Source organism: Pseudomonas sp. SCPG-7 (assembly GCF_002156405.1).
Classification (GTDB): domain Bacteria; phylum Pseudomonadota; class Gammaproteobacteria; order Pseudomonadales; family Pseudomonadaceae; genus Aquipseudomonas; species Aquipseudomonas parakoreensis.
This window is the reverse complement of record NZ_MVOO01000011.1, coordinates 92,515-113,943: the sequence shown is the minus strand read 5'-3', so window position 1 is coordinate 113,943 and position 21,429 is coordinate 92,515. Positions and strand designations below refer to the sequence as shown.

At 61.4% G+C, this 21,429-nt stretch carries 21 protein-coding genes; 11 read left to right on the top strand and 10 right to left on the bottom strand.

Annotated features, from left to right (window positions below):
- Nucleotides 1-149: 149 nt before the first annotated feature.
- A complete protein-coding gene (locus B1722_RS20245) occupies nt 150-1,718 on the top strand; it encodes a SulP family inorganic anion transporter (RefSeq protein ID WP_086794079.1) in 1,569 nt (522 codons plus the stop codon).
- Between the two features lie 125 nt (nt 1,719-1,843).
- Here B1722_RS20245 and aroE read toward each other — a convergent pair whose 3' ends face one another.
- Together aroE and hemF are read right to left on the bottom strand one after the other, a co-directional pair.
- Nucleotides 1,844-2,665, bottom strand: a complete 822-nt coding sequence (gene aroE, locus B1722_RS20240; protein ID WP_086794078.1) for a shikimate dehydrogenase — start codon at nt 2,663-2,665, stop codon at nt 1,844-1,846.
- A 9-nt stretch (nt 2,666-2,674) separates the two neighbouring features.
- Entirely contained in the window at nt 2,675-3,589 is a 915-nt protein-coding gene (gene hemF / locus B1722_RS20235; RefSeq protein WP_041073630.1) for an oxygen-dependent coproporphyrinogen oxidase, read from the bottom strand.
- Nucleotides 3,590-3,752: 163 nt separating this feature from the next.
- Between hemF and B1722_RS20230 the strand changes: the two genes are divergently transcribed.
- Complete coding sequence (locus B1722_RS20230; protein WP_086794075.1) at nt 3,753-4,730, top strand: NADPH:quinone reductase; 978 nt, start codon at nt 3,753-3,755, stop codon at nt 4,728-4,730.
- Nucleotides 4,731-4,795: 65 nt separating this feature from the next.
- Here B1722_RS20230 and B1722_RS20225 read toward each other — a convergent pair whose 3' ends face one another.
- The 4 genes from B1722_RS20225 to B1722_RS20210 all read right to left on the bottom strand — a co-directional run bounded on the left by B1722_RS20225 (nt 4,796) and on the right by B1722_RS20210 (nt 8,529).
- Nucleotides 4,796-5,470: a hypothetical protein gene (locus B1722_RS20225; RefSeq protein WP_086794073.1), complete on the bottom strand. Its 675-nt coding sequence runs from the start codon at nt 5,468-5,470 to the stop codon at nt 4,796-4,798.
- Nucleotides 5,471-5,710: 240 nt separating this feature from the next.
- Nucleotides 5,711-6,268 carry an L-threonylcarbamoyladenylate synthase gene (locus tag B1722_RS20220; protein ID WP_007962683.1) on the bottom strand — a complete coding sequence of 186 codons (558 nt, stop codon included), beginning with the start codon at nt 6,266-6,268 and terminating at the stop codon, nt 5,711-5,713.
- Between the two features lie 55 nt (nt 6,269-6,323).
- The gene (gene dprA / locus B1722_RS20215) at nt 6,324-7,424 is read right to left on the bottom strand and encodes a DNA-processing protein DprA (RefSeq protein ID WP_086794071.1); all 1,101 of its coding nucleotides are present in this window, start codon (nt 7,422-7,424) and stop codon (nt 6,324-6,326) included.
- 79 nt (nt 7,425-7,503) lie between these two features.
- Nucleotides 7,504-8,529, bottom strand: a complete 1,026-nt coding sequence (locus B1722_RS20210) for a LysM peptidoglycan-binding domain-containing protein (RefSeq protein WP_086794069.1) — start codon at nt 8,527-8,529, stop codon at nt 7,504-7,506.
- 159 nt (nt 8,530-8,688) lie between these two features.
- Between B1722_RS20210 and def the strand changes: the two genes are divergently transcribed.
- From def to B1722_RS20185, 5 genes are all read left to right on the top strand, one after another.
- The gene (def, locus tag B1722_RS20205; protein WP_027610272.1) at nt 8,689-9,195 is read left to right on the top strand and encodes a peptide deformylase; all 507 of its coding nucleotides are present in this window, start codon (nt 8,689-8,691) and stop codon (nt 9,193-9,195) included.
- 57 nt (nt 9,196-9,252) lie between these two features.
- Complete coding sequence (fmt, locus tag B1722_RS20200) at nt 9,253-10,212, top strand: methionyl-tRNA formyltransferase (RefSeq protein WP_086794067.1); 960 nt, start codon at nt 9,253-9,255, stop codon at nt 10,210-10,212.
- Complete coding sequence (gene rsmB / locus B1722_RS20195) at nt 10,209-11,519, top strand: 16S rRNA (cytosine(967)-C(5))-methyltransferase RsmB (RefSeq protein WP_086794065.1); 1,311 nt, start codon at nt 10,209-10,211, stop codon at nt 11,517-11,519. Before fmt ends, rsmB begins: the two co-directional genes overlap by 4 nt.
- Nucleotides 11,520-11,541: 22 nt before the next feature.
- On the top strand, nt 11,542-12,918 hold the full coding sequence (gene trkA, locus B1722_RS20190; protein WP_003220233.1) for a Trk system potassium transporter TrkA: 1,377 nt from the start codon (nt 11,542-11,544) through the stop codon (nt 12,916-12,918).
- Nucleotides 12,919-13,085: 167 nt separating this feature from the next.
- Nucleotides 13,086-13,400, top strand: coding sequence for a tetratricopeptide repeat protein (locus tag B1722_RS20185; RefSeq protein WP_086794063.1), 315 nt, complete (start codon nt 13,086-13,088; stop codon nt 13,398-13,400).
- A gap of 1 nt (nt 13,401) precedes the next feature.
- Here B1722_RS20185 and B1722_RS20180 read toward each other — a convergent pair whose 3' ends face one another.
- The 3 genes from B1722_RS20180 to B1722_RS20170 form a co-directional block, all read right to left on the bottom strand.
- Nucleotides 13,402-13,641, bottom strand: a complete 240-nt coding sequence (locus B1722_RS20180; protein ID WP_041073615.1) for a PilZ domain-containing protein — start codon at nt 13,639-13,641, stop codon at nt 13,402-13,404.
- A gap of 110 nt (nt 13,642-13,751) precedes the next feature.
- The gene (locus B1722_RS20175; protein ID WP_047596996.1) at nt 13,752-14,639 is read right to left on the bottom strand and encodes a lysophospholipid acyltransferase; all 888 of its coding nucleotides are present in this window, start codon (nt 14,637-14,639) and stop codon (nt 13,752-13,754) included.
- A gap of 40 nt (nt 14,640-14,679) precedes the next feature.
- Nucleotides 14,680-15,237 (bottom strand): DNA-3-methyladenine glycosylase I, encoded by a 558-nt coding sequence (locus tag B1722_RS20170; protein ID WP_041073611.1) that lies wholly within the window; start codon nt 15,235-15,237, stop codon nt 14,680-14,682.
- Nucleotides 15,238-15,318: 81 nt separating this feature from the next.
- Between B1722_RS20170 and glyQ the strand changes: the two genes are divergently transcribed.
- From glyQ to B1722_RS20150, 4 genes are all read left to right on the top strand, one after another.
- Nucleotides 15,319-16,272 (top strand): glycine--tRNA ligase subunit alpha, encoded by a 954-nt coding sequence (gene glyQ, locus B1722_RS20165; protein ID WP_003187265.1) that lies wholly within the window; start codon nt 15,319-15,321, stop codon nt 16,270-16,272.
- Nucleotides 16,269-18,323, top strand: coding sequence for a glycine--tRNA ligase subunit beta (gene glyS / locus B1722_RS20160; protein WP_041073609.1), 2,055 nt, complete (start codon nt 16,269-16,271; stop codon nt 18,321-18,323). Before glyQ ends, glyS begins: the two co-directional genes overlap by 4 nt.
- A 4-nt stretch (nt 18,324-18,327) precedes the next feature.
- Nucleotides 18,328-18,867, top strand: a complete 540-nt coding sequence (gmhB, locus tag B1722_RS20155; protein ID WP_174377011.1) for a D-glycero-beta-D-manno-heptose 1,7-bisphosphate 7-phosphatase — start codon at nt 18,328-18,330, stop codon at nt 18,865-18,867.
- A gap of 82 nt (nt 18,868-18,949) precedes the next feature.
- Nucleotides 18,950-19,729: a 1-acyl-sn-glycerol-3-phosphate acyltransferase gene (locus tag B1722_RS20150; RefSeq protein WP_041073604.1), complete on the top strand. Its 780-nt coding sequence runs from the start codon at nt 18,950-18,952 to the stop codon at nt 19,727-19,729.
- Nucleotides 19,730-19,896: 167 nt separating this feature from the next.
- On the opposite strand, the gene B1722_RS20145 is transcribed toward B1722_RS20150, so the two are convergent.
- Complete coding sequence (locus tag B1722_RS20145; RefSeq protein WP_041073602.1) at nt 19,897-21,429, bottom strand: HAMP domain-containing sensor histidine kinase; 1,533 nt, start codon at nt 21,427-21,429, stop codon at nt 19,897-19,899.

Genomic DNA, 21,429 nt, shown 5'->3' with positions numbered 1-21,429 from the left:
CGCTCCCAACTGGGCTGACCAGGTTTTCGCAGACAAACCGAGTGGTCTGGTTTGCGACTGCTGCGCAGTCGAGCGGGAGCAAGCTCCCTCGCCACAGTGATTGACGCGTCCTGATAACCTTGCATTAAACCCACACACCAAGAGGCCCCATGGCCCTGCCCAGTCGCCACTCACTCTTCCCCTTCCTGACCTGGCTGCCGCGGCAAACCCGCGCCAGCGTCGGCCGGGATCTGGTCGTTGGCCTCAGCGGTGCCATTCTCGCGCTACCGCAGTCAATCGCCTACGCGCTGATCGCCGGCCTGCCCCCGGAATACGGCCTCTATGCGGCGATTATCCCGGTGCTGATCGCCTGTTTGTGGGGTTCGTCGTGGCATCTGATCTGCGGCCCGACGGCGGCGATTTCGATTGTGCTGTATGCCAGCGTCAGCCCTTTGGCCGTGCCCGCGTCGCAGGACTACATCACGCTGATTCTGCTGCTGACCTTCCTTGCGGGAATTTTTCAGTGGCTGCTGGGGTTGCTGCGCTTCGGCGCTTTGGTGAATTTTGTCTCGCATTCAGTGGTGCTCGGTTTCACCCTCGGCGCGGCAGTCGTGATTGCCATCGGCCAGTTACCCAATCTGCTGGGGCTGGATCTGCCGGCCAAAGCCACGGCGCTGGCCAGTCTGATGGATTTGTTGAACCACCTCAGGGCTGTGGATAAACCCTCTTTGCTGCTCGGCCTGGCCACCGTGGTGGTTGGCGTGGTGCTGAAACAACTGCTGCCGCGCTGGCCGACGTTGTTGATTACGTTGGTGTTGGCCAGCCTGCTGGTGTGGCTGTGGCCATCAATGTTCGGCCATGTACATCGGGTCAGCGCCTTTGTCGGGCGCTTGCCGCCGTTCAGTAGCTTGCCACTGGATCTGGATCTGATCCTGCGCTTGCTGCCGAGCGCGGTGGCGGTGGGTATGCTCGGGCTGGTCACCAGCCTGTCGATTGCCCGTTCGATTGCCGCGCGTTCGCAGCAGTTGCTCGATGCCAATCAGGAAGTCCGCGCGCAAGGTTTATCGAACATTGTCGGGGCGTTCTTTTCCGGATCGTTGTCGGCCGGCTCGTTCACCCGCTCGGGCCTGAGTTACGAAGCGGGTGCCTGCTCGCCGCTGGCCGGGGTGTTTTCGGCGATCTGGGTCGCGCTGTTCGCGATTTTCGGCGCCGGGCTGATTTCGCACATTCCCATTCCGGCCATGGCCGGGAGCATTCTGCTGATTGCCTGGGGTTTGGTGGATCATCGCGGGATCCGCTCATTGCTGCGGGTCAGTCGCGCCGAGTTCGTGGTCATGGCGCTGACCTGCCTCGCCACGCTGCTGCTGGAATTGCAGACGGCAATCTATGCCGGGGTGCTGGCGTCGCTGTTCTTCTACCTCAAACGTACTTCGCAACCGCGGGTGCAGCATTGGCGCGAGGGCGAAGAGGACGTGCTGCGGGTCGGCGGCTCGATCTTCTTTGGCGCCAGCCATTACCTGCAAGTGCGCCTGCAACGGCTGCACGGCACGCGGGTGGTGATCGAAGCGCAGCAGATCAACTTCATCGATTACTCGGGAGTGGAAATGCTGCATCAGGAGGCGCGGCGCCTGCTGCGTCAGGATCGCAGCCTGACCCTGCGCCGGGCGCGGCCGCAGGTGGTAGAGGAATTGCGCAAGCTGGAAGGGCCGGAAAAATGCCCGATCCGGTTTGAGGACTGACCTGCTGGCCATACCAGACCTCTGTGGCGAGGGAGCTTGCTCCCGCTGGCTGCGCAGCAGCCCAAAGCCGGTTGCGGGCGCTTCGCACCCGAGCGGGAGCAAGCTCCCTCGCCACAAAGGCTCTGTTATTGCGCCAACTGGCGGCGCAGCTCGGCCAATACCGGCGCTGTATCCGGACGCACTCCGCGCCACAGGAAAAACGCCTCGGCAGCCTGTTCAGCCAGCATCCCCAGACCATCCATCGACACCGCCGCGCCATGCTCGCTGGCCCAACGGCAGAACGCGGTCGGTTCCTTGCCGTACATCATGTCGTAGCACAGGGTCTGGCCTGGCTCGATCAAACTTGCTGCAATCGGCGGCACGTCGCCGGTGAGGCTGGCGGAGGTGGCGTTGATAATCACGTCCACCGGCTCCCGCAACCAGTCGAAACCACTGGCCGACACCGGCCCCAGATCACAGAACAACTCCGCCAGCAGCTCGGCTTTGTCCACCGTACGATTGGCGATAATCACCGACGCCGGTTTCTCAGCCAGCAATGGCTCAAGCGCACCACGCACCGCGCCGCCAGCGCCGAGCAGCAGAATGCGCTTGCCGGTCAGGCTGAACCCGGCATTCACCGTCAGGTCACGCACCAGACCGGCGCCGTCGGTGTTGTCGCCCAACAGCGAACCGTCGGCCAGTTTGCTCAAGGTGTTCACCGCACCAGCGCGTTGTGCACGGGCGGTCAGGCTGTTCGCCAGACGATAGGCCTCTTCCTTGAACGGCACGGTGACGTTGGCGCCACGACCTTCCTGGAAGAACGCCGTGGCGCAGGCACTGAAGTCGTCCAGCGGCGCCATCAGGGTGTTGTAGTCCAGGCGCTGCCCGGTCTGTTCGGCGAACAGTTTGTGAATCATCGGCGACTTGCTGTGGCCGATCGGGTTACCGAAAACGACGTAACGATCCATCAACAGTCCTCAGGCCTGGGCCAGCCAGTCGCGGTCTTGCAGGAAGTAGTCGGTCAGGCGCGCTTCCTCGCTGCCGGGCTCGGCCTTGAAGTCATAGGCCCAGCGCACTTGCGGCGGCAGCGACATGAGAATCGACTCGGTACGCCCGCCCGATTGCAGGCCGAACAGCGTGCCACGGTCGTACACCAGGTTGAACTCGACGTAACGGCCACGGCGGAATTCCTGGAATTCACGCTGTTTGGCGCTGAACGCCTCGTGCTTGCGGCGCTGCACGATCGGCAGGTAAGCGTCGATGTAGGCGTCACCGATGGCGCGCATGAAGGCGAAACTGGTGTCGAAGTCCCACTCGTTCAGGTCATCGAAAAACAGGCCGCCGATGCCCCGCGGTTCGTGGCGATGCTTGATGTGGAAGTAGGTGTCGCACCACGCCTTGTAACGCGGATAGACGTCTGCCCCGAACGGCGCGCAGGCTTGCTCGGCGACGCGGTGCCAGTGGATGCAGTCTTCTTCGTTGCCGTAATACGGGGTCAGATCGAAGCCGCCGCCGAACCACCAGACGGGTTCTTCACCTTCCTTCTCGGCGATGAAAAAGCGCACGTTAGCGTGGGACGTTGGCACATGCGGATTGTGCGGGTGAATCACCAGCGACACGCCGAGGGCTTCGAAACCGCGACCGGCCAGTTCCGGACGATGGGCGCTGGCCGACGGCGGTAGACCACTGCCGAACACGTGGGAAAAGTTGACGCCACCCTTTTCGATCACCGCACCGTTCTCGATCACGCGGGTACGACCGCCACCACCGGCAGGCCGGCTCCAGGCGTCTTCGACGAAGCGCGTGCCGCCGTCCTCGGTTTCCAGCGCGGCGCAGATGCGGTCTTGCAGGTCGAGCAGATAGGCCTTTACGGCGTCGGTGCGGGTCGTCATGGCTTCACCTTGAATCGGGCATAACTACGCGCACGCCCCGCAGGCAGGGGGCGGCGCAAATGGGCGCGTAGCATAACACCGCAGGCAAGCGTGCCGCAGTTGACGAAGATCAAGCAGGGGAGTTGGATAGGGGGCTTACAAACGACCCAAGGAGAGCAGGCAGATGGCAAAGCGTATCCAGTTCCGTGCCCATGGCGGTCCCGAAGTGCTCGAGTATGTTGACTACCAGCCCGCCGCGCCCGGCCCGAATCAGGTGCGTGTGGCCAACAAGGCGATCGGCCTGAACTTCATCGACACCTATTACCGCAGCGGTCTGTATGCCCCGCCAGCCTTGCCGTCCGGCCTGGGCGCGGAAGGTGCCGGCATCGTCGATGCGGTGGGCAGCGACGTCACCCGGTTCAAGGTCGGCGACCGCGTCGCCTACGGTAGCGGCCCGTTGGGTGCCTACAGCGATTTGCACACCCTGCCCGAAGCCAATCTGGTGAAGCTGCCGGACGAGATCAGCTTCGAGACCGCTGCCGGGGTCATGCTCAAGGGCCTCACCGTACAGTATCTGCTGCGCCAGACCTATGAACTCAAGGGCGGCGAAACCATTCTGTTCCACGCCGCTGCCGGGGGTGTCGGTTCGCTGGCCTGCCAATGGGCCAAGGCGCTGGGCGTGAAACTGATCGGTACGGTCAGCTCGAAGGAAAAAGCCGAACTGGCCAAGGCCAACGGCGCCTGGGCGACCATCGATTACAGCCACGAAAACGTGGCAGAGCGGGTGCTGGAGCTGACCGATGGCCAGAAAGTCCCGGTGGTGTACGACGGCGTCGGCAAGGACACCTGGCTGACCTCGCTCGACAGCGTCTCGCCGCGCGGACTGGTGGTGAGTTTCGGCAACGCCTCCGGTGCAGTGGACGGGGTCAATCTGGGGATTCTCGCGGCCAAGGGTTCGCTGTACGTGACCCGGCCAACCCTGGCGACCTACGCCAACAACGCCGAGAACCTGCAGCGCATGGCCGACGAGCTGTTCGAGATGATCATCAGCGGCAAGCTCAAGGTCGACATCAGCCAGCGCTATTCACTGGCTGATGCAGCGAAGGCGCAGACCGAACTGTCGGCGCGACGCACCACCGGCTCGACCATCCTGCTGCCCTGATCCACCTTCGGCGGCTTGCCAGTCAGGGTTGCAACTTCCTGGCTGGCAACACCCTTCGAACGCGTTCAACACCTCGGCAGATGACACTCCAGCGGTTTCTGCACCAAATGGCCAACCGTCGCGTGATCCGGCGGTTGAACCGCCGCGAGGATTTGCCGCCATTCGGCTGACACCACCCAGTAATCGCCGAGTGCGCGCTGTTCGATGTGCAGCGCGTTGGAGGCGATCGGCATCAGCCCGAAACGCTGGTAAAAGCGCAGCTGTTGCGATCTGCACAACGCGGTCACGCCCTTATAGCCGCGTTTGATGGCCCATTCGGTAGCGGCGGCCAACAGACCATTGACCGCGATGGGTAGCTGATTGGGTGTGTAGGAGATCAAGCGGCTGAATTCGACATGGCGCGACAGCGCCGCCGTGGGAGAAACGTGTTGCTGCGCCAGCGATACCCATTCGAACGGTGCCGGAGTCGCCCTCAGTACCGCCAGCAGTTGATCGTGGCGATACAGCAGAAAGTGAGTACTGCGCGACTTTATCGCCAGTCTGGTTTCGAGCATCCGCGCCCGTGAAGTCAGCATGTAATGCTGCAGCCGAAGCCGAAATTGTCGATCGATAAACCGGTCGAACTCCTGAGTATCCGCCCCCGCCTCAAGCATCACGATGCGACACCCGTCATGGTGACTCTTCAACGTCACCTGAAGCGCCCGCAGGTAATCCGTGAGTTGCAAATTCGTAGTGTCCATTCTTTCTCCGCAGACCTTAACTTATCGAAGTGTTTCAAGTGCAGGGAAAGGATGGTTGCTTTTGGCAATTCCGCCACGCCAGAAAGTCTGATAATCAGGTGGGAAATATCAATGAATACGGACACTTGGCGACTTTTCCGACATGGAAAACAGCGTCATTGCAGGATAAATCGCAGGCAGGCGTAGTCTTCCTCGCCATTCAGGCGAAGAAGACTCACGGTAAAGGTTTTCGACGCAGGATCAGTCGGGACGAATGACCTTGCCGGTTGCCAGATCGCGGATCACGCTGGGGTTCTTGCGCCCACCCAGTTGGCCGCCGAGGATCAGATCGATCTGCCCACGGAAATACTGCTCGACGCGCAACCGCGTGCGCGCCGCCGGCCGCCCCTGCGGGTTGGCCGAAGTCGAGATCAACGGCCCGACCATCGAGCACAGATCCCGCACCTGCGGATGATCGCTGACCCGCAAAGCCACGGTGTCATGCACGCCCGTCACCCATTCCGGCAACAGGTTCTGATGCGGCACCAGCCAGGTGTTCGGCCCCGGCCAGGTGCTGGCCATGCGGTCGATCCATTCTTGCGGGAAATCTTCGAACAGGAAGTCGAACTGACGGATATTGTCGGCGACCAGGATCAGGCCCTTGTCCACCGAACGGTTCTTGATCGCCAGCAGTCGATCCACCGCCTCTTCATTCCACGGGTCGCAACCCAGCCCCCAGACGGCTTCGGTTGGATAGGCAATCACCGCCCCGGCGCGAATCTCTCGTGCGGCTTGTTGCACACGCCAACTGTTGACCATGAAAAAACTCTCCGCAAACAGGTTTTGCGCAGTTTACCGATCTTCCCTGTAAAACCTAGCGTGTCCTGGCCAGCCAGCGACCGTTTTCACACACCGCACGGCCGTCCATTTCCAGTTCGGTCAGCGCCGCCAGCACTTTGGGCAACGCCCAGCCACAGCTGTCGGCCAACGCCTCACTGGTGTGCGGCGCTGCATGCAGCAAGGCAAGCAACGGGTGTCCGGCCTCCGGCATATCTGTGGATAATGGCAGCTGCTGCCAGCCGCGCAGGGCTTCGAGGATGTGTTCGATGGTTTCCACCAGCACCGCACCGTCGCGGATCAACTGGTGACAGCCGCGCGCGCCGGGGTGGTGAATCGAGCCAGGAATCGCATAGACCTCGCGGCCCTGTTCCGCCGCCAGTCGTGCGGTGATCAGCGAACCGCTGGCGACACTGGCCTCTACCACCAGCACGCCCAGGGACAGACCACTGATGATCCGGTTGCGTCGGGGAAAATTGCTCGCCGTCGGGCCGGCGTCCAGGGGAAATTCTGAAAGCACCGCACTGCCGGAGGCGATCATTGCATCTGCAAGGCGTCGATTGCGCTGTGGATAAAATTTTTCCAGTCCCGTGCCAAGCACGCCGACGGTTTGTCCGCCGACGTCCAGCGCTGCTTGATGGGCCGCCGCATCGATACCCAAGGCCAGACCACTGGTGATGACAAAACCGGCCCCGGCCAGGCTACGGGAAAACGCTGCGGCGGTGTCCATTCCCGGACGTGAAGCACGGCGACTGCCAACCATCGCCAGTTGCGGTTTTTCCAGCATCAGCGGATTGCCGGCCACAAACAACAGCGGTGGCGGGTCGGGAATCTGCGCCAGCAACGCCGGATAATCCGCTTGATCCCACATCAGCACATGCTGCTGCGGCTGCTCTAGCCAGCGCAATGCATGGCTCGCGCCGTCGCGCACTTCGCAACTGCGCCGAGCGTCACTGCACGCCGCCGGCAAACCCAGCGCACGCCAGGCACTGCCTGGCGCACTGATGGCTTTTGACGCCGAGCCGAAGGCTTCAAGCAGCTTGGCAAAACGTTTTGGGCCGATTTCCGGCAAGCGGTGCAGGCGCAAACGCGCTTCCAGTTCCGCAGGGGAAATGGAGGTACTGGCAGACAGCATCATGGATCATCCTTGATCGTTATAAGTCCCGAACCATTCGGAACAAGCTGTGGATAACTCTGTTGGTAACTTGTTAAGCCTGCTAAGGATTTCGCACCTTGTCGAGCACCGCCAACGAGCGTGATGCGTTGAGTACGAGGCCGTAACTGAGCTTGTCGTAGGTCCGGAACACCATCAGCAGACCGGCCCGTTCGTCAGGAATTTTCAGTGGCTGGCCGGTGATCCGGTCACGCACGGTTTCCCCGGTTTTCATCACCACCAGCACATTGCCTTCGGCGAGGCCGTCGCGCCTGCCCTTGTTCAGGGTGACCACGTCCATTACGCCGATCTGCGTGACACCACGCGGCACGTCGATGATCAGTCCATTGATGTGGGTGCTCGGGGCGCTGGGCATGAAGGTCGAATTGATCGAGCGCTCTTCGCCGCTGAACAGACGGTCGCCCAGACGTACTTCCTGGGTGGTGCGTTGCAGGGCGAGGGTGGCGACGTCGCCTTCGGTGGCGACGATTTCACCGCCACCGATATCGTCGGCGTTGATCCCGAGAAACTCCTTGGTCTGCGGGTCGGTATAGACCTTGCCCTGGCGGAAGATGCCGTACACCGGCTGGTTCGGGTCAAAATGCCCGCGAGCGAAGATTCGGTCACCGGTGCCGCTCAACACGCGCTCGGCATCGCCGGCGACGATGTACGGCGCCTTGTCGAAGTCCTCGACCTTGTCGACGATGCGGTTGCTCAGCAGAAAGCTGTTGATCGATTTCAGCGGAATGCTCGGAATCGCCTCGGCCACCGGGCTGGTGCGGATGCGTGGCGACAGCTTGATGGTGCCCCGTGACTCGCCGCGCTTGAGCGTCAGTTGCGGCTGGCCGTTGACGTAACTGAGCGTCAGCGTGTCGCCGGGGTAGATCAGGTTGGGGTTTTCAATTTGCGGATTGGCCCGCCACAGCTGTGGCCATTGCCAGGGCTCGCGCAGGTATTTGCCGGAAATGTCCCAGAGGGTGTCTCCCGAAACCACCGTGTATTGCTGTGGAAAACCATCCCTGAGTTGCACTTGCCCTTGCGCAGCCGCGGCCGAAGCCAGAAGCAGCAGGGCGAGTAGTGTTTTCCTCATGCAGCGAATCCCTTTATCATGTGCGTTCGCGTGAACCGTCAGAGCCCCCGTGGCTCGCTACTGCAAATTGCATTAGCTACGCTTCACAACGGTAGCCTGCATCTTCGGACCTGCCAGGCCATCGACCCGACTTTACTCAATACGTGCAGCAATCAGCCTATGGCCATTTTAAACATCCTCGAATTCCCGGACCCGCGTCTGCGTACTATCGCCAAGCCTGTGGCTGTAGTGGACGACGAAGTGCGTCAGTTGGTCGATGACATGTTTGAAACAATGTATGAAGCGCCGGGCATCGGCCTCGCCGCGACCCAGGTCAACGTGCACAAACGTATCGTCGTGATGGACCTTTCCGAAGACCGCACCGAACCTCGGGTGTTTATCAACCCCGAGTTCGAATCGCTGACCGACGAGATGGATCAATACCAGGAAGGCTGCCTGTCGGTGCCGGGTTTCTACGAAAACGTCGACCGCCCGCAGAAGGTCAAAATCAAGGCACTGGACCGCGATGGCCAGCCTTACGAACTGATCGCCGAAGGCCTGCTCGCGGTGTGCATCCAGCACGAATGCGACCACCTCAACGGCAAGTTGTTCGTCGATTACCTGTCCACGCTCAAACGCGACCGGATCAAGAAGAAACTGGAAAAGCTGCACCGCCAGAACGCTTGATGCCCCTCTTCAAAGGCTTGCTGCGGCAAGCCTTTTTCTTTTTATGAGACTCCTTTCATGACTGAGCCACTGCGCATCGTTTTTGCCGGTACCCCGGAATTTGCCGCCGAACACCTCAAGGCCCTGTTGAACAGCCCTTACGAGATCGTTGCGGTCTACACCCAACCGGATCGTCCGGCCGGTCGTGGGCAAAAACTGATGCCGAGCCCGGTTAAGCAGTTGGCGCAGGAAAATAATATCCAGGTGTTGCAGCCGCCGACCCTGCGCAACGCTGAGGCTCAGGCTGAACTCGCCGCACTGAAGCCGGACTTGATGGTGGTGGTCGCCTACGGCCTGATCCTGCCGCAAGCGGTGCTGGATATTCCGCGCCTTGGCTGCATCAACAGCCACGCTTCGCTGCTGCCACGCTGGCGCGGTGCGGCGCCGATCCAGCGCGCCGTGGAACACGGTGATGCCGAAAGCGGCGTGACCGTGATGCGCATGGAAGCGGGCCTCGACACCGGGCCGATGCTGCTCAAGGTCGTGACCCCGATCAGCGCCGACGACACGGGCGGCACGCTGCACGACCGTCTCGCCGAAATGGGCCCGCCCGCCGTGGTTCAGGCAATTGCCGGCCTGGCCGCCGGAACCCTCGAAGGCGAAGTGCAGAACGACGAGCTCGCCACCTACGCCCACAAACTGAACAAAGACGAAGCGCGCCTCGACTGGAGCCGTCCGGCGGTCGAACTGGAGCGTCTGGTCCGTGCTTTCAACCCATGGCCGATCACCCACAGCACCCTCAACGGTGAAGCGCTGAAAGTGCTGGCCGCAACGTTGGCTGACGGCAATGGCGCACCGGGTGAAATCCTCAGCGCCAGCAAGGACGGCCTGATCGTCGCTTGCGGTGAGCAGGCACTGTGCCTGACCCGCCTGCAACTGCCCGGCGGCAAGGCGCTGAACTTCGCCGATCTGTTCAACAGCCGCCGCGAGAAATTCGCCGTCGGCACCGTGCTCGGCGCCGTGGTGGACGCACAATGAACCCGCGTCTGGCCGCCGCCAAGGCACTCGCCGCCGTGCTCAGTGGCAAGGCATCGCTGAACAGCTCCCTGCCGACGCAACTGGACAAGGTCGAAGACCGTGATCGCGGTTTCACTCAGGATCTGGCGTTCGGTACTGCGCGCTGGCAGCCACGGCTGTCGGCACTGGCGGAAAAGCTTTTGCAGAAGCCGTTCAAGGCTGCCGACGCCGATGTCGAGGCGTTGCTGCTGGTCGGTCTCTATCAACTGCTCTACACCCGCGTGCCGCCGCACGCGGCCATCGGCGAAACCGTCGGTTGCGCCGATAAGCTGAAAAAGCCGTGGGCCAAGGGGTTGCTCAATGCCGTGCTGCGCAACGCCCAGCGCGAAAGCGAGACGATTTTCGCGGAACTTGAGCGCGACCCGGTGGTGCGCACCGCCCACCCGCGCTGGCTGCAAAAATCCCTGAAAGCCTTCTGGCCTGAGCAGTGGGAAGCGATCTGCGCGGCGAATAACGCGCACCCGCCGATGATCCTGCGGGTCAACCGCCGGCATCACGACCGCGATGCCTACCTCGGCTTGCTCAGCGACGCCGGCATCGCTGCCACGCCGTGTGTTTACAGCCGCGACGGCATCGTCCTCGAAGCCGCCACCGACGTGCGCAGCCTGCCGGGTTTTGCCGAAGGCTGGATCAGCGTGCAGGACGAAGCGGCGCAATTGGCCGCCGATCTGCTCGATCTCGCCCCCGGCCAGCGCGTACTCGACGCTTGCTGCGCTCCGGGTGGCAAGACCTGCCACATCCTCGAAGCCGAATCGGCGCTGGCCGGCGTGGTGGCCGTGGATCTGGAAGCCAAACGTCTGGTGCGGGTGAAGGAAAACCTTGAGCGACTGGGCCTGAGCGCCGAACTGATCGCCGCTGACGGACGCGACACCGCAGCGTGGTGGGACGGCAAGCCGTTCCAGCGCATCCTGCTCGACGCGCCATGCTCGGCCACCGGCGTGATCCGCCGCCACCCGGACATCAAGCTGACTCGTCAGGCCGACGACATCGCTGCCCTCGCACAGCTGCAAGGCGAGCTGCTCGACGCCCTGTGGAAAACCCTCGAAGTCGGCGGCATTTTGCTCTACGCCACTTGCTCGACCTTGCCAACCGAGAACACCGACGTCATCGCCGCGTTTCTCGAGCGCACGCCGGGTGCCCGCGAACTGGATCTGGCGACCACCGCCGGGATCAAACAGCCCCACGGTCGCCAATTGCTGGCCCAGCAGGGCGGGCATGACGGGTTCTACTACGCCAAGCTGATCAAGATCGCTGCCGCGCGCGGCTAAACGGATTCAACGGAGTGACTGGATGAAAATCATCATCCTCGGTGCGGGGCAGGTCGGCGGTTCGCTGGCCGAACACCTGGCGAGCGAAGCCAACGACATCACCGTGGTCGACACCGACGGCGAGCGCCTGCGCGACCTCGGCGACCGTCTCGACATCCGCACCATTCAGGGCCGCGGCTCGCTGCCGTCGGTATTGCGTCAGGCCGGCGCCGACGATGCCGATATGCTCGTGGCGGTGACCAACAGCGACGAAACCAACATGGTCGCCTGCCAGGTCGCGCACACGCTGTTCCACACCCCGACCAAGATCGCCCGGGTGCGCGAAGCGTCCTACCTCAATCGCGAAGAACAGCTGTTCCAGAATGAAGCGATTCCGGTCGACGTGCTGATCAGCCCCGAGCAAGTGGTGACCAACTACATCAAGCGTCTGATCCAGCATCCGGGCGCGCTGCAAGTGATCGATTTCGCCGAAGGCCAGGCGCAACTGGTGGCGGTGCGCGCCTATTACGGCGGACCGCTGGTGGGCCAGCAACTGCGCCAGTTGCGCGAGCACATGCCGAATGTCGAGACGCGTGTCGCGGCGATTTTCCGCCGTGACCGACCGATCCTGCCGCAGGGCGATACGGTGATCGAGGCCGATGACGAAGTTTTCTTCATCGCCGCCCGTGAGAATATTCGCGCGGTGATGAGCGAAATGCGCCGTCTCGACGAAACCTACAAGCGCATCGTGATTGCCGGTGGCGGGCAGATCGGCGAGCGTCTGGCCGAGGCCATCGAAAGCCGTTATCAAGTAAAGATCATCGAAATGAACCCGGCACGCTGCCGTTATCTCTCCGACACCCTCGACAGCACCGTGGTGTTGCAGGGCAGCGCGTCGGACCGTGATCTGCTGCTGGAAGAGAACATTGCCGACGCCGACATCTTCCTCGCGCTGACCAACGATGACGAAGCCAACATCATGTCGTCGCTGCTGGCCAAACGGCTGGGGGCGAAGAAGGTGATGACGATTATCAACAACCCGGCGTACGTCGACCTGATTCAGGGGGGCGACATCGACATCGCCATCAGTCCGCAACTGGCGACCATCGGCACTTTGCTCGCTCACGTACGGCGTGGCGATATCGTCAGTGTGCATTCACTGCGTCGGGGTGCGGCGGAAGCCATTGAGGCGATTGCCCACGGCGATGCGAAGTCGAGCAAGGTCATCGGCCGGCCGATCGAGAAAATCGGCCTGCCGCCGGGCAGCACGATCGGTGCGATCATCCGCAACGAAGAAGTGATCATCGCCCACGACGATACGGTGATCGAAACGGGTGACCATGTGATTCTGTTCCTTGTGGATAAAAAGCATATCCGCGATGTGGAGAAGCTGTTTCATGTGGGTCTGAGCTTCTTCTGATCCTGAATGAGCGGTGCCTTCATTGGCCCCATCGCTGGCAAGCCAGCTCCCACAGGTTTTTCGGTTGTTCACAAATGTGATGTGCACCCGAGATCCTTGTGGGAGCTGGCTTGCCAGCGATGGCGGCACCGCAGATCTTTCTGACGCACTAGAAAAGGACTCCACCGATGCTCGAATCCCTGGAAAAAATGCTCGCCAAGGGTGTGGATAACTCATTGCTGCGCTTTGGCCTGGGCAAGGGTTATCTGGATTTGGGAGAGAACGCCAAGGCAGCCGAGCATTTCCAGCGCTGTGTCGGTTTCGACCCGAAGTACTCGGCGGCGTGGAAACTATTGGGCAAGGCTCAGCTTGCACTGGGCGAGTACGCCGCCGCGCGGCAGGCGTGGGAGCAAGGTCTGGAAGCCGCCCGCGCCCATGGCGACAAGCAGGCGGAGAAGGAAATGACCGTGTTTCTGAAGAAGCTCGACCGCCAGGCGCAATAAGCTAGAGATAACGCAGGCCAATGCCCTCGGCATCCACCGTGACCACTTCCATTCGCACCCGTGGCGCGCCTGTGGGTAAACCTTGCACCTGACCATAAACCACCGCGCCTTTGGGCAACGAAGCCAGGCCTGGATGCTGGACATACACGCCGGTGGCCGACAGATTGCGCGTCTGCCCCAGGCACTCACCGAAGCTGTCGTGGGTGATCTTGATGCGGAAGGATTTGCGTTGTTCGGACATCTTTATGCGCCCTTGTATGAACGAGGCTGTGGATAAGCCGCAGAAGCTGGATCAAAAGATCACAGCCTGCGGCAGCTCCTGCAGGTTATCCACAGAGTGTGCCAACTTGCTCAGTACCAGCGCGCTTCGCCCGGCGGGCGTTTCTTGAAGCGCTTCATGCTCCACATGTACTGGCTCGGATACGCCGCGACATAGCGCTCGACCACTTTGCTCATGGCCGCACAGGACTCCTCGGTATCGGTGCTGTACATGGCTTCGGGCGCCGCCTCGAGGATCACTTTGTAGCCGGAACCGTCCGGCAGACGCAGGGCATGCAGGAACACGCCGACCGCTTTGCCGCCGGCGAGCATGTTCGGCACGAATTTGCTGGTCAGCGCCTGGGTGGCGAAGAACGGCACGAAAATCCCGGCGGACTCGGCCGGTTCCGGGTCAGCCGGAATGCCCACTGCACCACCTTTGCGCACTTCCTTGATCACGCTGAGGATGCCTTCCTTGGTGGAAGCAGCGACTTTGTTGCCCAGTTGCACGCGTTGCTTGCGCAGCAATTCATCCACCGCCTTGAGCTTCGGCGGGCGGTAGAAAATGATCGGTTTGCACTGGCTGCAATAAAAATGGTTGAGCACTTCCCAGTTGCCCAGATGGCTGGTGATGCCGACCACGCCTTTGCCCGAGGCCAGCGCATCCTTGAGGATGTCGAGGCCTTCGACTTCGCGCACCAGATCGATCGAACGCTGGGCCGGCCAGATCCAGGCGCACGCGCTTTCGGTCAGGGATTTGCCGATGTCTTTCAGGCTCTGGCCGACCAGGCGCTCGCGCTCGGCCGGGTCCATCTGTGGAAAACATTTGGAAAGGTTGATCCGCACCACGTCGCGGGAACGGTTGGGGGTTTTCCACATGATCCAGCCGATCGCCGAACCCACGGCCTGCACGGCCCGCCATGGCAGCAGGGCAAACAGCCGCAGAGCGCCTACCAGCAAGGCGCCTTTAAACTTTTCCACAGGTCACTCCTGATTTTGTGCTGTGCGCGAGGCGGCCATTCTAACCGCCGTTGACCAGCTGCGCGTAGCGGTCACAGTCCTGAGTGTGATCCATGACCATGCCCGAAGCCTGCATCAGTGCGTAGCAAATGGTTGGGCCAACGAAGGTGAAGCCGGCCTTTTTCAGGGCCTTGCTCATGGCCAGCGCTTCGGGCGTGATCGCCGGGACTTCGCTGCGATCCTTGAAATGATTGATGATCGGGCGGTCGCCGACAAACGACCAGAGGAAGGCCACCGGGTCTTCCAGCGCCAGCCAGGCCTGGGCATTGCGCCGGGCGGCATTGAGTTTGAGGCGGTTGCGGATGATCCCCGGATCGAGCATCAGTTCATAGATCTCGGCGTCGCTCATCTGCGCCACGCGCTGCACGTCGAAGCCGTACAACACCTCGCGGTAGCGCTCGCGTTTACGCAGCACGGTGATCCACGACAGCCCGGCCTGGAACCCTTCGAGCAAAAGCAACTCGAACAAACCCTGCGCATCGCGTAGCGGCGTGCCCCACTCCTGATCGTGATAAGCCATGTACAGCGGATCTTCGGTACACCAAAAGCAGCGTGGCATAAGGCTCCAGGGGGTGGAGGTGCGACTGAATCGGGTATACTCCCGCTCTTTAAATCGCAGCCCAAGAAACAGGTGAATTTCGTGAGCCAGCCTACGCCAGCCGTGCGTACCTTCCAAGACTTGATCCTCGCGCTCCAGCAATACTGGGCCGAGCAAGGTTGTGTGGTACTTCAGCCCTACGATATGGAAGTAGGCGCCGGCACTTTCCACACCGCGACCTTCCTGCGCGCCATCGGCCCGGAAACCTGGAACGCCGCGTACGTGCAGCCAAGCCGCCGTCCGACTGACGGCCGCTACGGGGAAAACCCGAACCGTCTGCAGCACTACTATCAGTTCCAGGTGGTCCTGAAGCCGAACCCGGACAATTTCCAGGAACTGTACCTGGGCTCGCTCAAGCATGTCGGCCTGGACCCGCTGGTCCACGACATTCGCTTCGTCGAAGACAACTGGGAATCGCCGACCCTCGGCGCCTGGGGTCTGGGCTGGGAAGTCTGGCTCAACGGCATGGAAGTGACTCAGTTCACTTACTTCCAGCAGGCTGGCGGCATCGAGTGCTACCCGGTGACCGGCGAGATCACTTACGGTCTGGAACGTCTGGCCATGTACCTGCAGGGCGTGGATTCGGTCTACGACCTGGTCTGGGCTGACGGTCCGTTCGGCAAAGTGACCTACGGCGACGTGTTCCACCAGAACGAAGTGGAGCAGTCCACCTACAACTTCGAACACGCCAACGTCGACAAACTGTTCGAACTGTTCGACTTCTATGAAAGCGAAGCCAAGCGCCTGATCGAACTCGACCAGCCGCTGCCGTTGCCAAGCTACGAAATGGTCCTGAAGGCCTCGCACACCTTCAACCTGCTGGATGCGCGCCGGGCGATCTCGGTGACCGCGCGTCAGCAATATATTCTGCGCGTTCGCACCCTGGCGCGTTCCGTTGCGCAAGCCTACCTGCTGGCGCGCGCCAAGCTGGGCTTCCCGATGGCGACCCCGGACCTGCGTGACGAAGTACTGGCCAAGCTGGAGGCTGCACAATGAGTGCTCAAGATTTTCTGGTTGAACTGGGCACCGAAGAACTGCCGCCAAAAGCCCTCAACACCCTGGCTGAAGCGTTCCTCGCCGGTATCGACAAGGGCCTGCAAGCTGCCGGCCTGAGCTACGAAAGCAAAACCGTCTACGCCGCGCCACGTCGTCTGGCCGTGCTGATCACGGCGCTGGCCACCCAGCAGCCGGATCGCAGCATCAACCTCGACGGCCCGCCACGTCAGGCCGCCTTCGACGCTGAAGGCAATCCGACTCAGGCCGCCCTGGGCTTCGCCAAGAAGTGCGGCGTCGAGCTGAGCGAAATCGACCAGAGCGGTCCGAAACTGCGCTACAGCCAGAACATCGCCGGCAAGCCGACCGCGAGCCTGCTGCCGACCATCGTCGAAGATTCGCTGAACGACCTGCCGATCCCGAAACGCATGCGTTGGGGGGCGCGCAAGGAAGAGTTCGTGCGTCCGACCCAGTGGCTGGTGATGCTGCTCGGTGACCAGGTCATCGACTGCACCATCCTCGCGCAGAAGGCTGGCCGCGACTCCCGTGGTCACCGTTTCCATCACCCGGAAAGCGTGCGCATCGGTTCGCCGTCGAGCTACCTGGCCGACCTGCGTGCTGCTTATGTATTGGCCGACGCCAACGAGCGTCGCGAGATCATCAGCAAGCGCACCGAAGAGCTGGCGACCCGTCAGGAAGGCACTGCAATCGTGCCTCCGGCGCTGCTCGACGAAGTGACCGCGCTGGTTGAATGGCCGGTGCCGCTGGTGTGCTCGTTCGAGGAACGTTTCCTCGACGTGCCGCAGGAAGCGCTGATCACCACCATGCAGGACAATCAGAAGTACTTCTGCCTGCTGGATGCCGAGGGCAAGTTGCTGCCGCGTTTCATCACCGTGGCGAACATCGAATCCAAAGACCCGCAGCAGATCATCGCCGGTAACGAGAAAGTGGTTCGCCCACGTCTGACCGACGCCGAGTTCTTCTTCAAGCAAGACAAGAAGCAGAAACTCGAAGATTTCAACCTGCGCCTGCAGAACGTGGTGTTCCAGGAAAAACTCGGCAGCGTCTACGACAAAGCCGAGCGCGTTTCGAAACTGGCGGCATACATTGCCGCGCGCATCGGCGGCAACGCTTCGTGGGCGGCCCGTGCCGGCTTGCTGTCGAAGTGCGACCTGGCCACCGAAATGGTCGGCGAGTTCCCGGAGATGCAAGGTGTCGCCGGTTACTACTACGCGCTCAATGACGGCGAGCCGGAAGATGTCGCGCTGGCGCTGAACGAGCAGTACATGCCACGCGGTGCCGGTGCTGAACTGCCGGCGACCCTGACCGGTGCCGCTGTCGCGATCGCCGACAAACTCGACACTCTGGTCGGTATCTTCGGTATCGGCATGCTGCCAACCGGCAGCAAAGACCCGTATGCCCTGCGCCGTGCGGCGCTGGGTGTGCTGCGCATCCTGATCGAGAAACAACTGGATCTGGACTTGAACGACGCCGTGGCCTTCGCCGTGACTGCGTTCGGCGCCAAGGTCAAGGCTGCCGGTCTGGCCGATTCGGTGCTGGAGTTCATCTTCGACCGTCTGCGGGCGCGTTATGAAGACGAAGGCGTGGATGTTGCCACCTACCTGTCGGTTCGTGCCCTGAAGCCGGGTTCGGCGCTGGACTTCGACCAGCGTGTGCAAGCGGTACAGGCCTTCCGCAAACTGCCGGAAGCGGCGGCGCTGGCGGCGGTCAACAAGCGTGTATCGAACCTGTTGAGCAAAGTCGAAGGCTCGGTGCCGACCGTGGTCGAGGCCAAATACTTCGACAACGCCAACGAGTTCTCGCTGTATTCGGCGATCCAGCAAGCGGATCAAGCGGTGCAGCCAATGGCCGCAGCGCGTCAGTACAACGAATCGCTGGCGCGTCTGGCGGCATTGCGCGAACCGGTAGATGCGTTCTTCGACGCCGTCATGGTCAATGCCGAAGACGCCAAGGTCCGGGCCAACCGCTACGCGCTGCTGGCGCGCCTGCGTGGTCTGTTCCTCGGGGTTGCCGACATTTCGCTGCTGGGTTGAGGGACTGCTGTTGAAACTGCTGATTCTCGATCGGGACGGAGTGATCAATTACGACTCCGATGCTTACATCAAGTCGGTGGAAGAGTGGATTCCGCTGCCCGGCTCGATCGCAGCGATTGCGCAGTTGAGCAAGGCCGGCTGGACGGTGGCGGTGGCCACCAACCAGTCGGGTATTGCTCGCGGCTATTACGACCTCGCCACCCTCGACGCCATGCACGCGCGCTTGCGCGCGCTGGTGGCGGAGCAGGGCGGTGAAGTCGGGCTGATCGTGTATTGCCCGCACGGGCCGGATGAAGGTTGCGACTGTCGCAAGCCGAAACCGGGGATGTTGCAAACCATCGCGGCGCATTACAACGTGGCGCTGACGAATGTCTGGTTCGTCGGCGACAGCCTTGGTGACCTGGAGGCCGCCAAAGCCGTCGATTCACAGCCCGTTTTGGTAAAGACCGGGAAAGGCGAAAAAACTCTGGGCAAGACCCTTCCGGTCGGCACCCTGATTTTTGACGATCTGGCGGCGATTGCCGCAGAACTTATCCACAACTAGAGTGCTTCTGAAGTTCCTGACCAGGGATTGATCGGGAGTGCGCTTGAACAGTCGGGCAGTGCCCGTAACGGTAAACGTCGCCATGTCGATACTGCAGGCCATCAGAATTTTTCTCTTTTACCTGCTGCTGGGCACCACTGCCTTGCTGTGGTGCAGCCTGAGCTTTTTTATCGCGCCCTTTCTGCCGTTCAAGGCGCGTTATCGTTTTATCAACGTGTACTGGTGCCGTTGCGCCTTGTGGTTGACCAAGGTGTTTCTCGGCATTCGTTACGAAATCAAAGGCGCGGAAAACGTGCCGGACCGGCCCTGTGTGATTCAGTCGAACCACCAGAGCACCTGGGAGACGTTCTTTCTCTCCGCTTATTTCTCGCCCTTGAGCCAGGTGCTCAAGCGTGAATTGCTGTACGTGCCGTTCTTCGGCTGGGCCATGGCCATGCTGCGGCCGATCGCGATTGACCGCGACAACCCGAAAGCCGCACTCAAGCAAGTCGCAGCCAAAGGTGATGAACTGCTCAAGGACAACGTCTGGGTATTGATCTTCCCGGAAGGCACCCGCGTTCCCCACGGCACTATTGGCAAGTTCTCGCGCAGTGGCAGCGCCTTGGCGGTGAATGCGGCGCTTCCGGTCCTGCCGATTGCACACAATGCCGGCAAGTTCTGGCCGAAAATCGGCTGGGGCAAGACGCCGGGTGTGATCACCGTGGTCATCGGTCAGCCGATGTACGCCGAAGGCACTGGACCTCGCGCCATCGCCGATCTGAACGACCGGGTACAGGCCTGGAACGAACAGACTCAGCGCGAAATGGGTTCGCTGCCACCGGCGCCGCAGGCACCTGCCGCGAATGATCAGCTGGCTGTCTGAGATTTTGTGGATAACCTGTGTACGGTTTTGTAGAAAAAGCCTGAATATTGAAAGTAACTTATTGATTTACTTATATATTTCTCAAGCTCATAAAATACCGTAAAAGGTGCATAAGTTTTTTTCGGAAGTAAAGAAACCGGCTGATATAGCCGGTTTTTTGTGCCTGTTCACTCGGCCATCAACGGTAGCTGCAGCCGGAACGTAGTGCCTTGATCGACGATGCTGTGGCACTCGATGCGACCGCCATGATGATCAATCACTGCCTTGACCATCGACAGCCCCAGCCCGATACCATCAATTCCCTGCGCCGATGAAAATCGTCGGTATTGAGTGAACAGATCCGGCAGTTCCTCGGCGGCAATGCCTTTGCCCTGATCGGTCAATTCACAGCACAGCCACTCGCCTTGGCAACTGACGCTCAACTGAATCGTGGTGCCTGCCGGGCTGTACTTGATGGCGTTTTCCAACAGGTTGAACAAGGCCCGGGTCAACAGGCCTTGATCCGCGCTGATCAGGCGTTCCTGGGATTGCTCATCCATCGCGTGCAACAGTTTGATGCTTTTCTGCTGAGCAATGGGCAGCGCCTGATCCAGCACGTCCAGCACCAGCATCGCGAACAGACTGGGTTGAAACTGGTAAGCCTCGGATTCCGCACGGGCCAGCAACACGAAACCATCGGTCAATTCCAACGCGCGGCGTACCTGGCGCTCGATCTGTTCGAACAGCGGTGAGTCCGCTCCGGCTTGATGGCGATGCACATCGAGCAGGGCCAAAATCGCTGAATGTGGGGCGCGCAGGTCGTGGGAAAGAAACCGCAACAAGACCCCACGCTGTTCTTCGGCGGCGCGTTCGGCACTCAGGTCTGTGAGGCTCAGCAGCCAGCCGATGGGGGTATCGCCATCCACCGGCAGCAAAGCCGCCCGTTCCAGACGCAAGCTGCGTTCCTTGTGATCGCGAAACTCCAGCAGCGCCAGGGTGGAAAGCGCCGGACGTGGTTCTGTGGACAACTCCGGATAACCGAGGCGGGCCAGATGCTCGAGGACGTCGTCGCCAACCAGCGGGTGATCAAACAATACCCGCGCCTTGCGATTGCCGAGCAGTATCTGCCCCTTGGGATCGCTGATCAGTGTCGCCACCGGCAGGTATTCCAGACCGTCGGCAATGAAGCGCCGGGTATCGCGCGTGCGGCTCATGGCTTGCTCCAGTGCCATGATTTGGCCCTGCAGCTGGTCAGCGCTGGTGAATTGCGCGCGGCGCCGTTCCGGGAATACTTTCGGCTCGCGATCCAGCCGTGCCAGCTCCCAGCCAAAGTACGTCAGCACCACGCTCAGGCGCCGCCAGTTCCAGACCAGGTAGCCGAACAATATGCCAAGCGCTGCCGGCGTCGGTGACCACCAGTGACGAACTTCCGCTAGTGCGGCGCTGGTGAGCAACACACCCGCCACCCCACCCAGCGTTACCCAGATCGCCCAGCGCGGACGCCACGGCAGCAAACCGAGGACAACCGCCACCCATCCCGCCGAAAGCAACGCGCTCCAAACCGGTGACGCATCGTGCAGATTAATCTGCGCGCGATACGACAACAGGGCAGTCAGCGGCAACAGCACTAGACTTATCCACAACCACTCACGCACCAATCGCCGAAACAGGCGCTGAACCTGACTCGGCTCGCGGCTTTCACGCCGACGCGGGCTAATCAT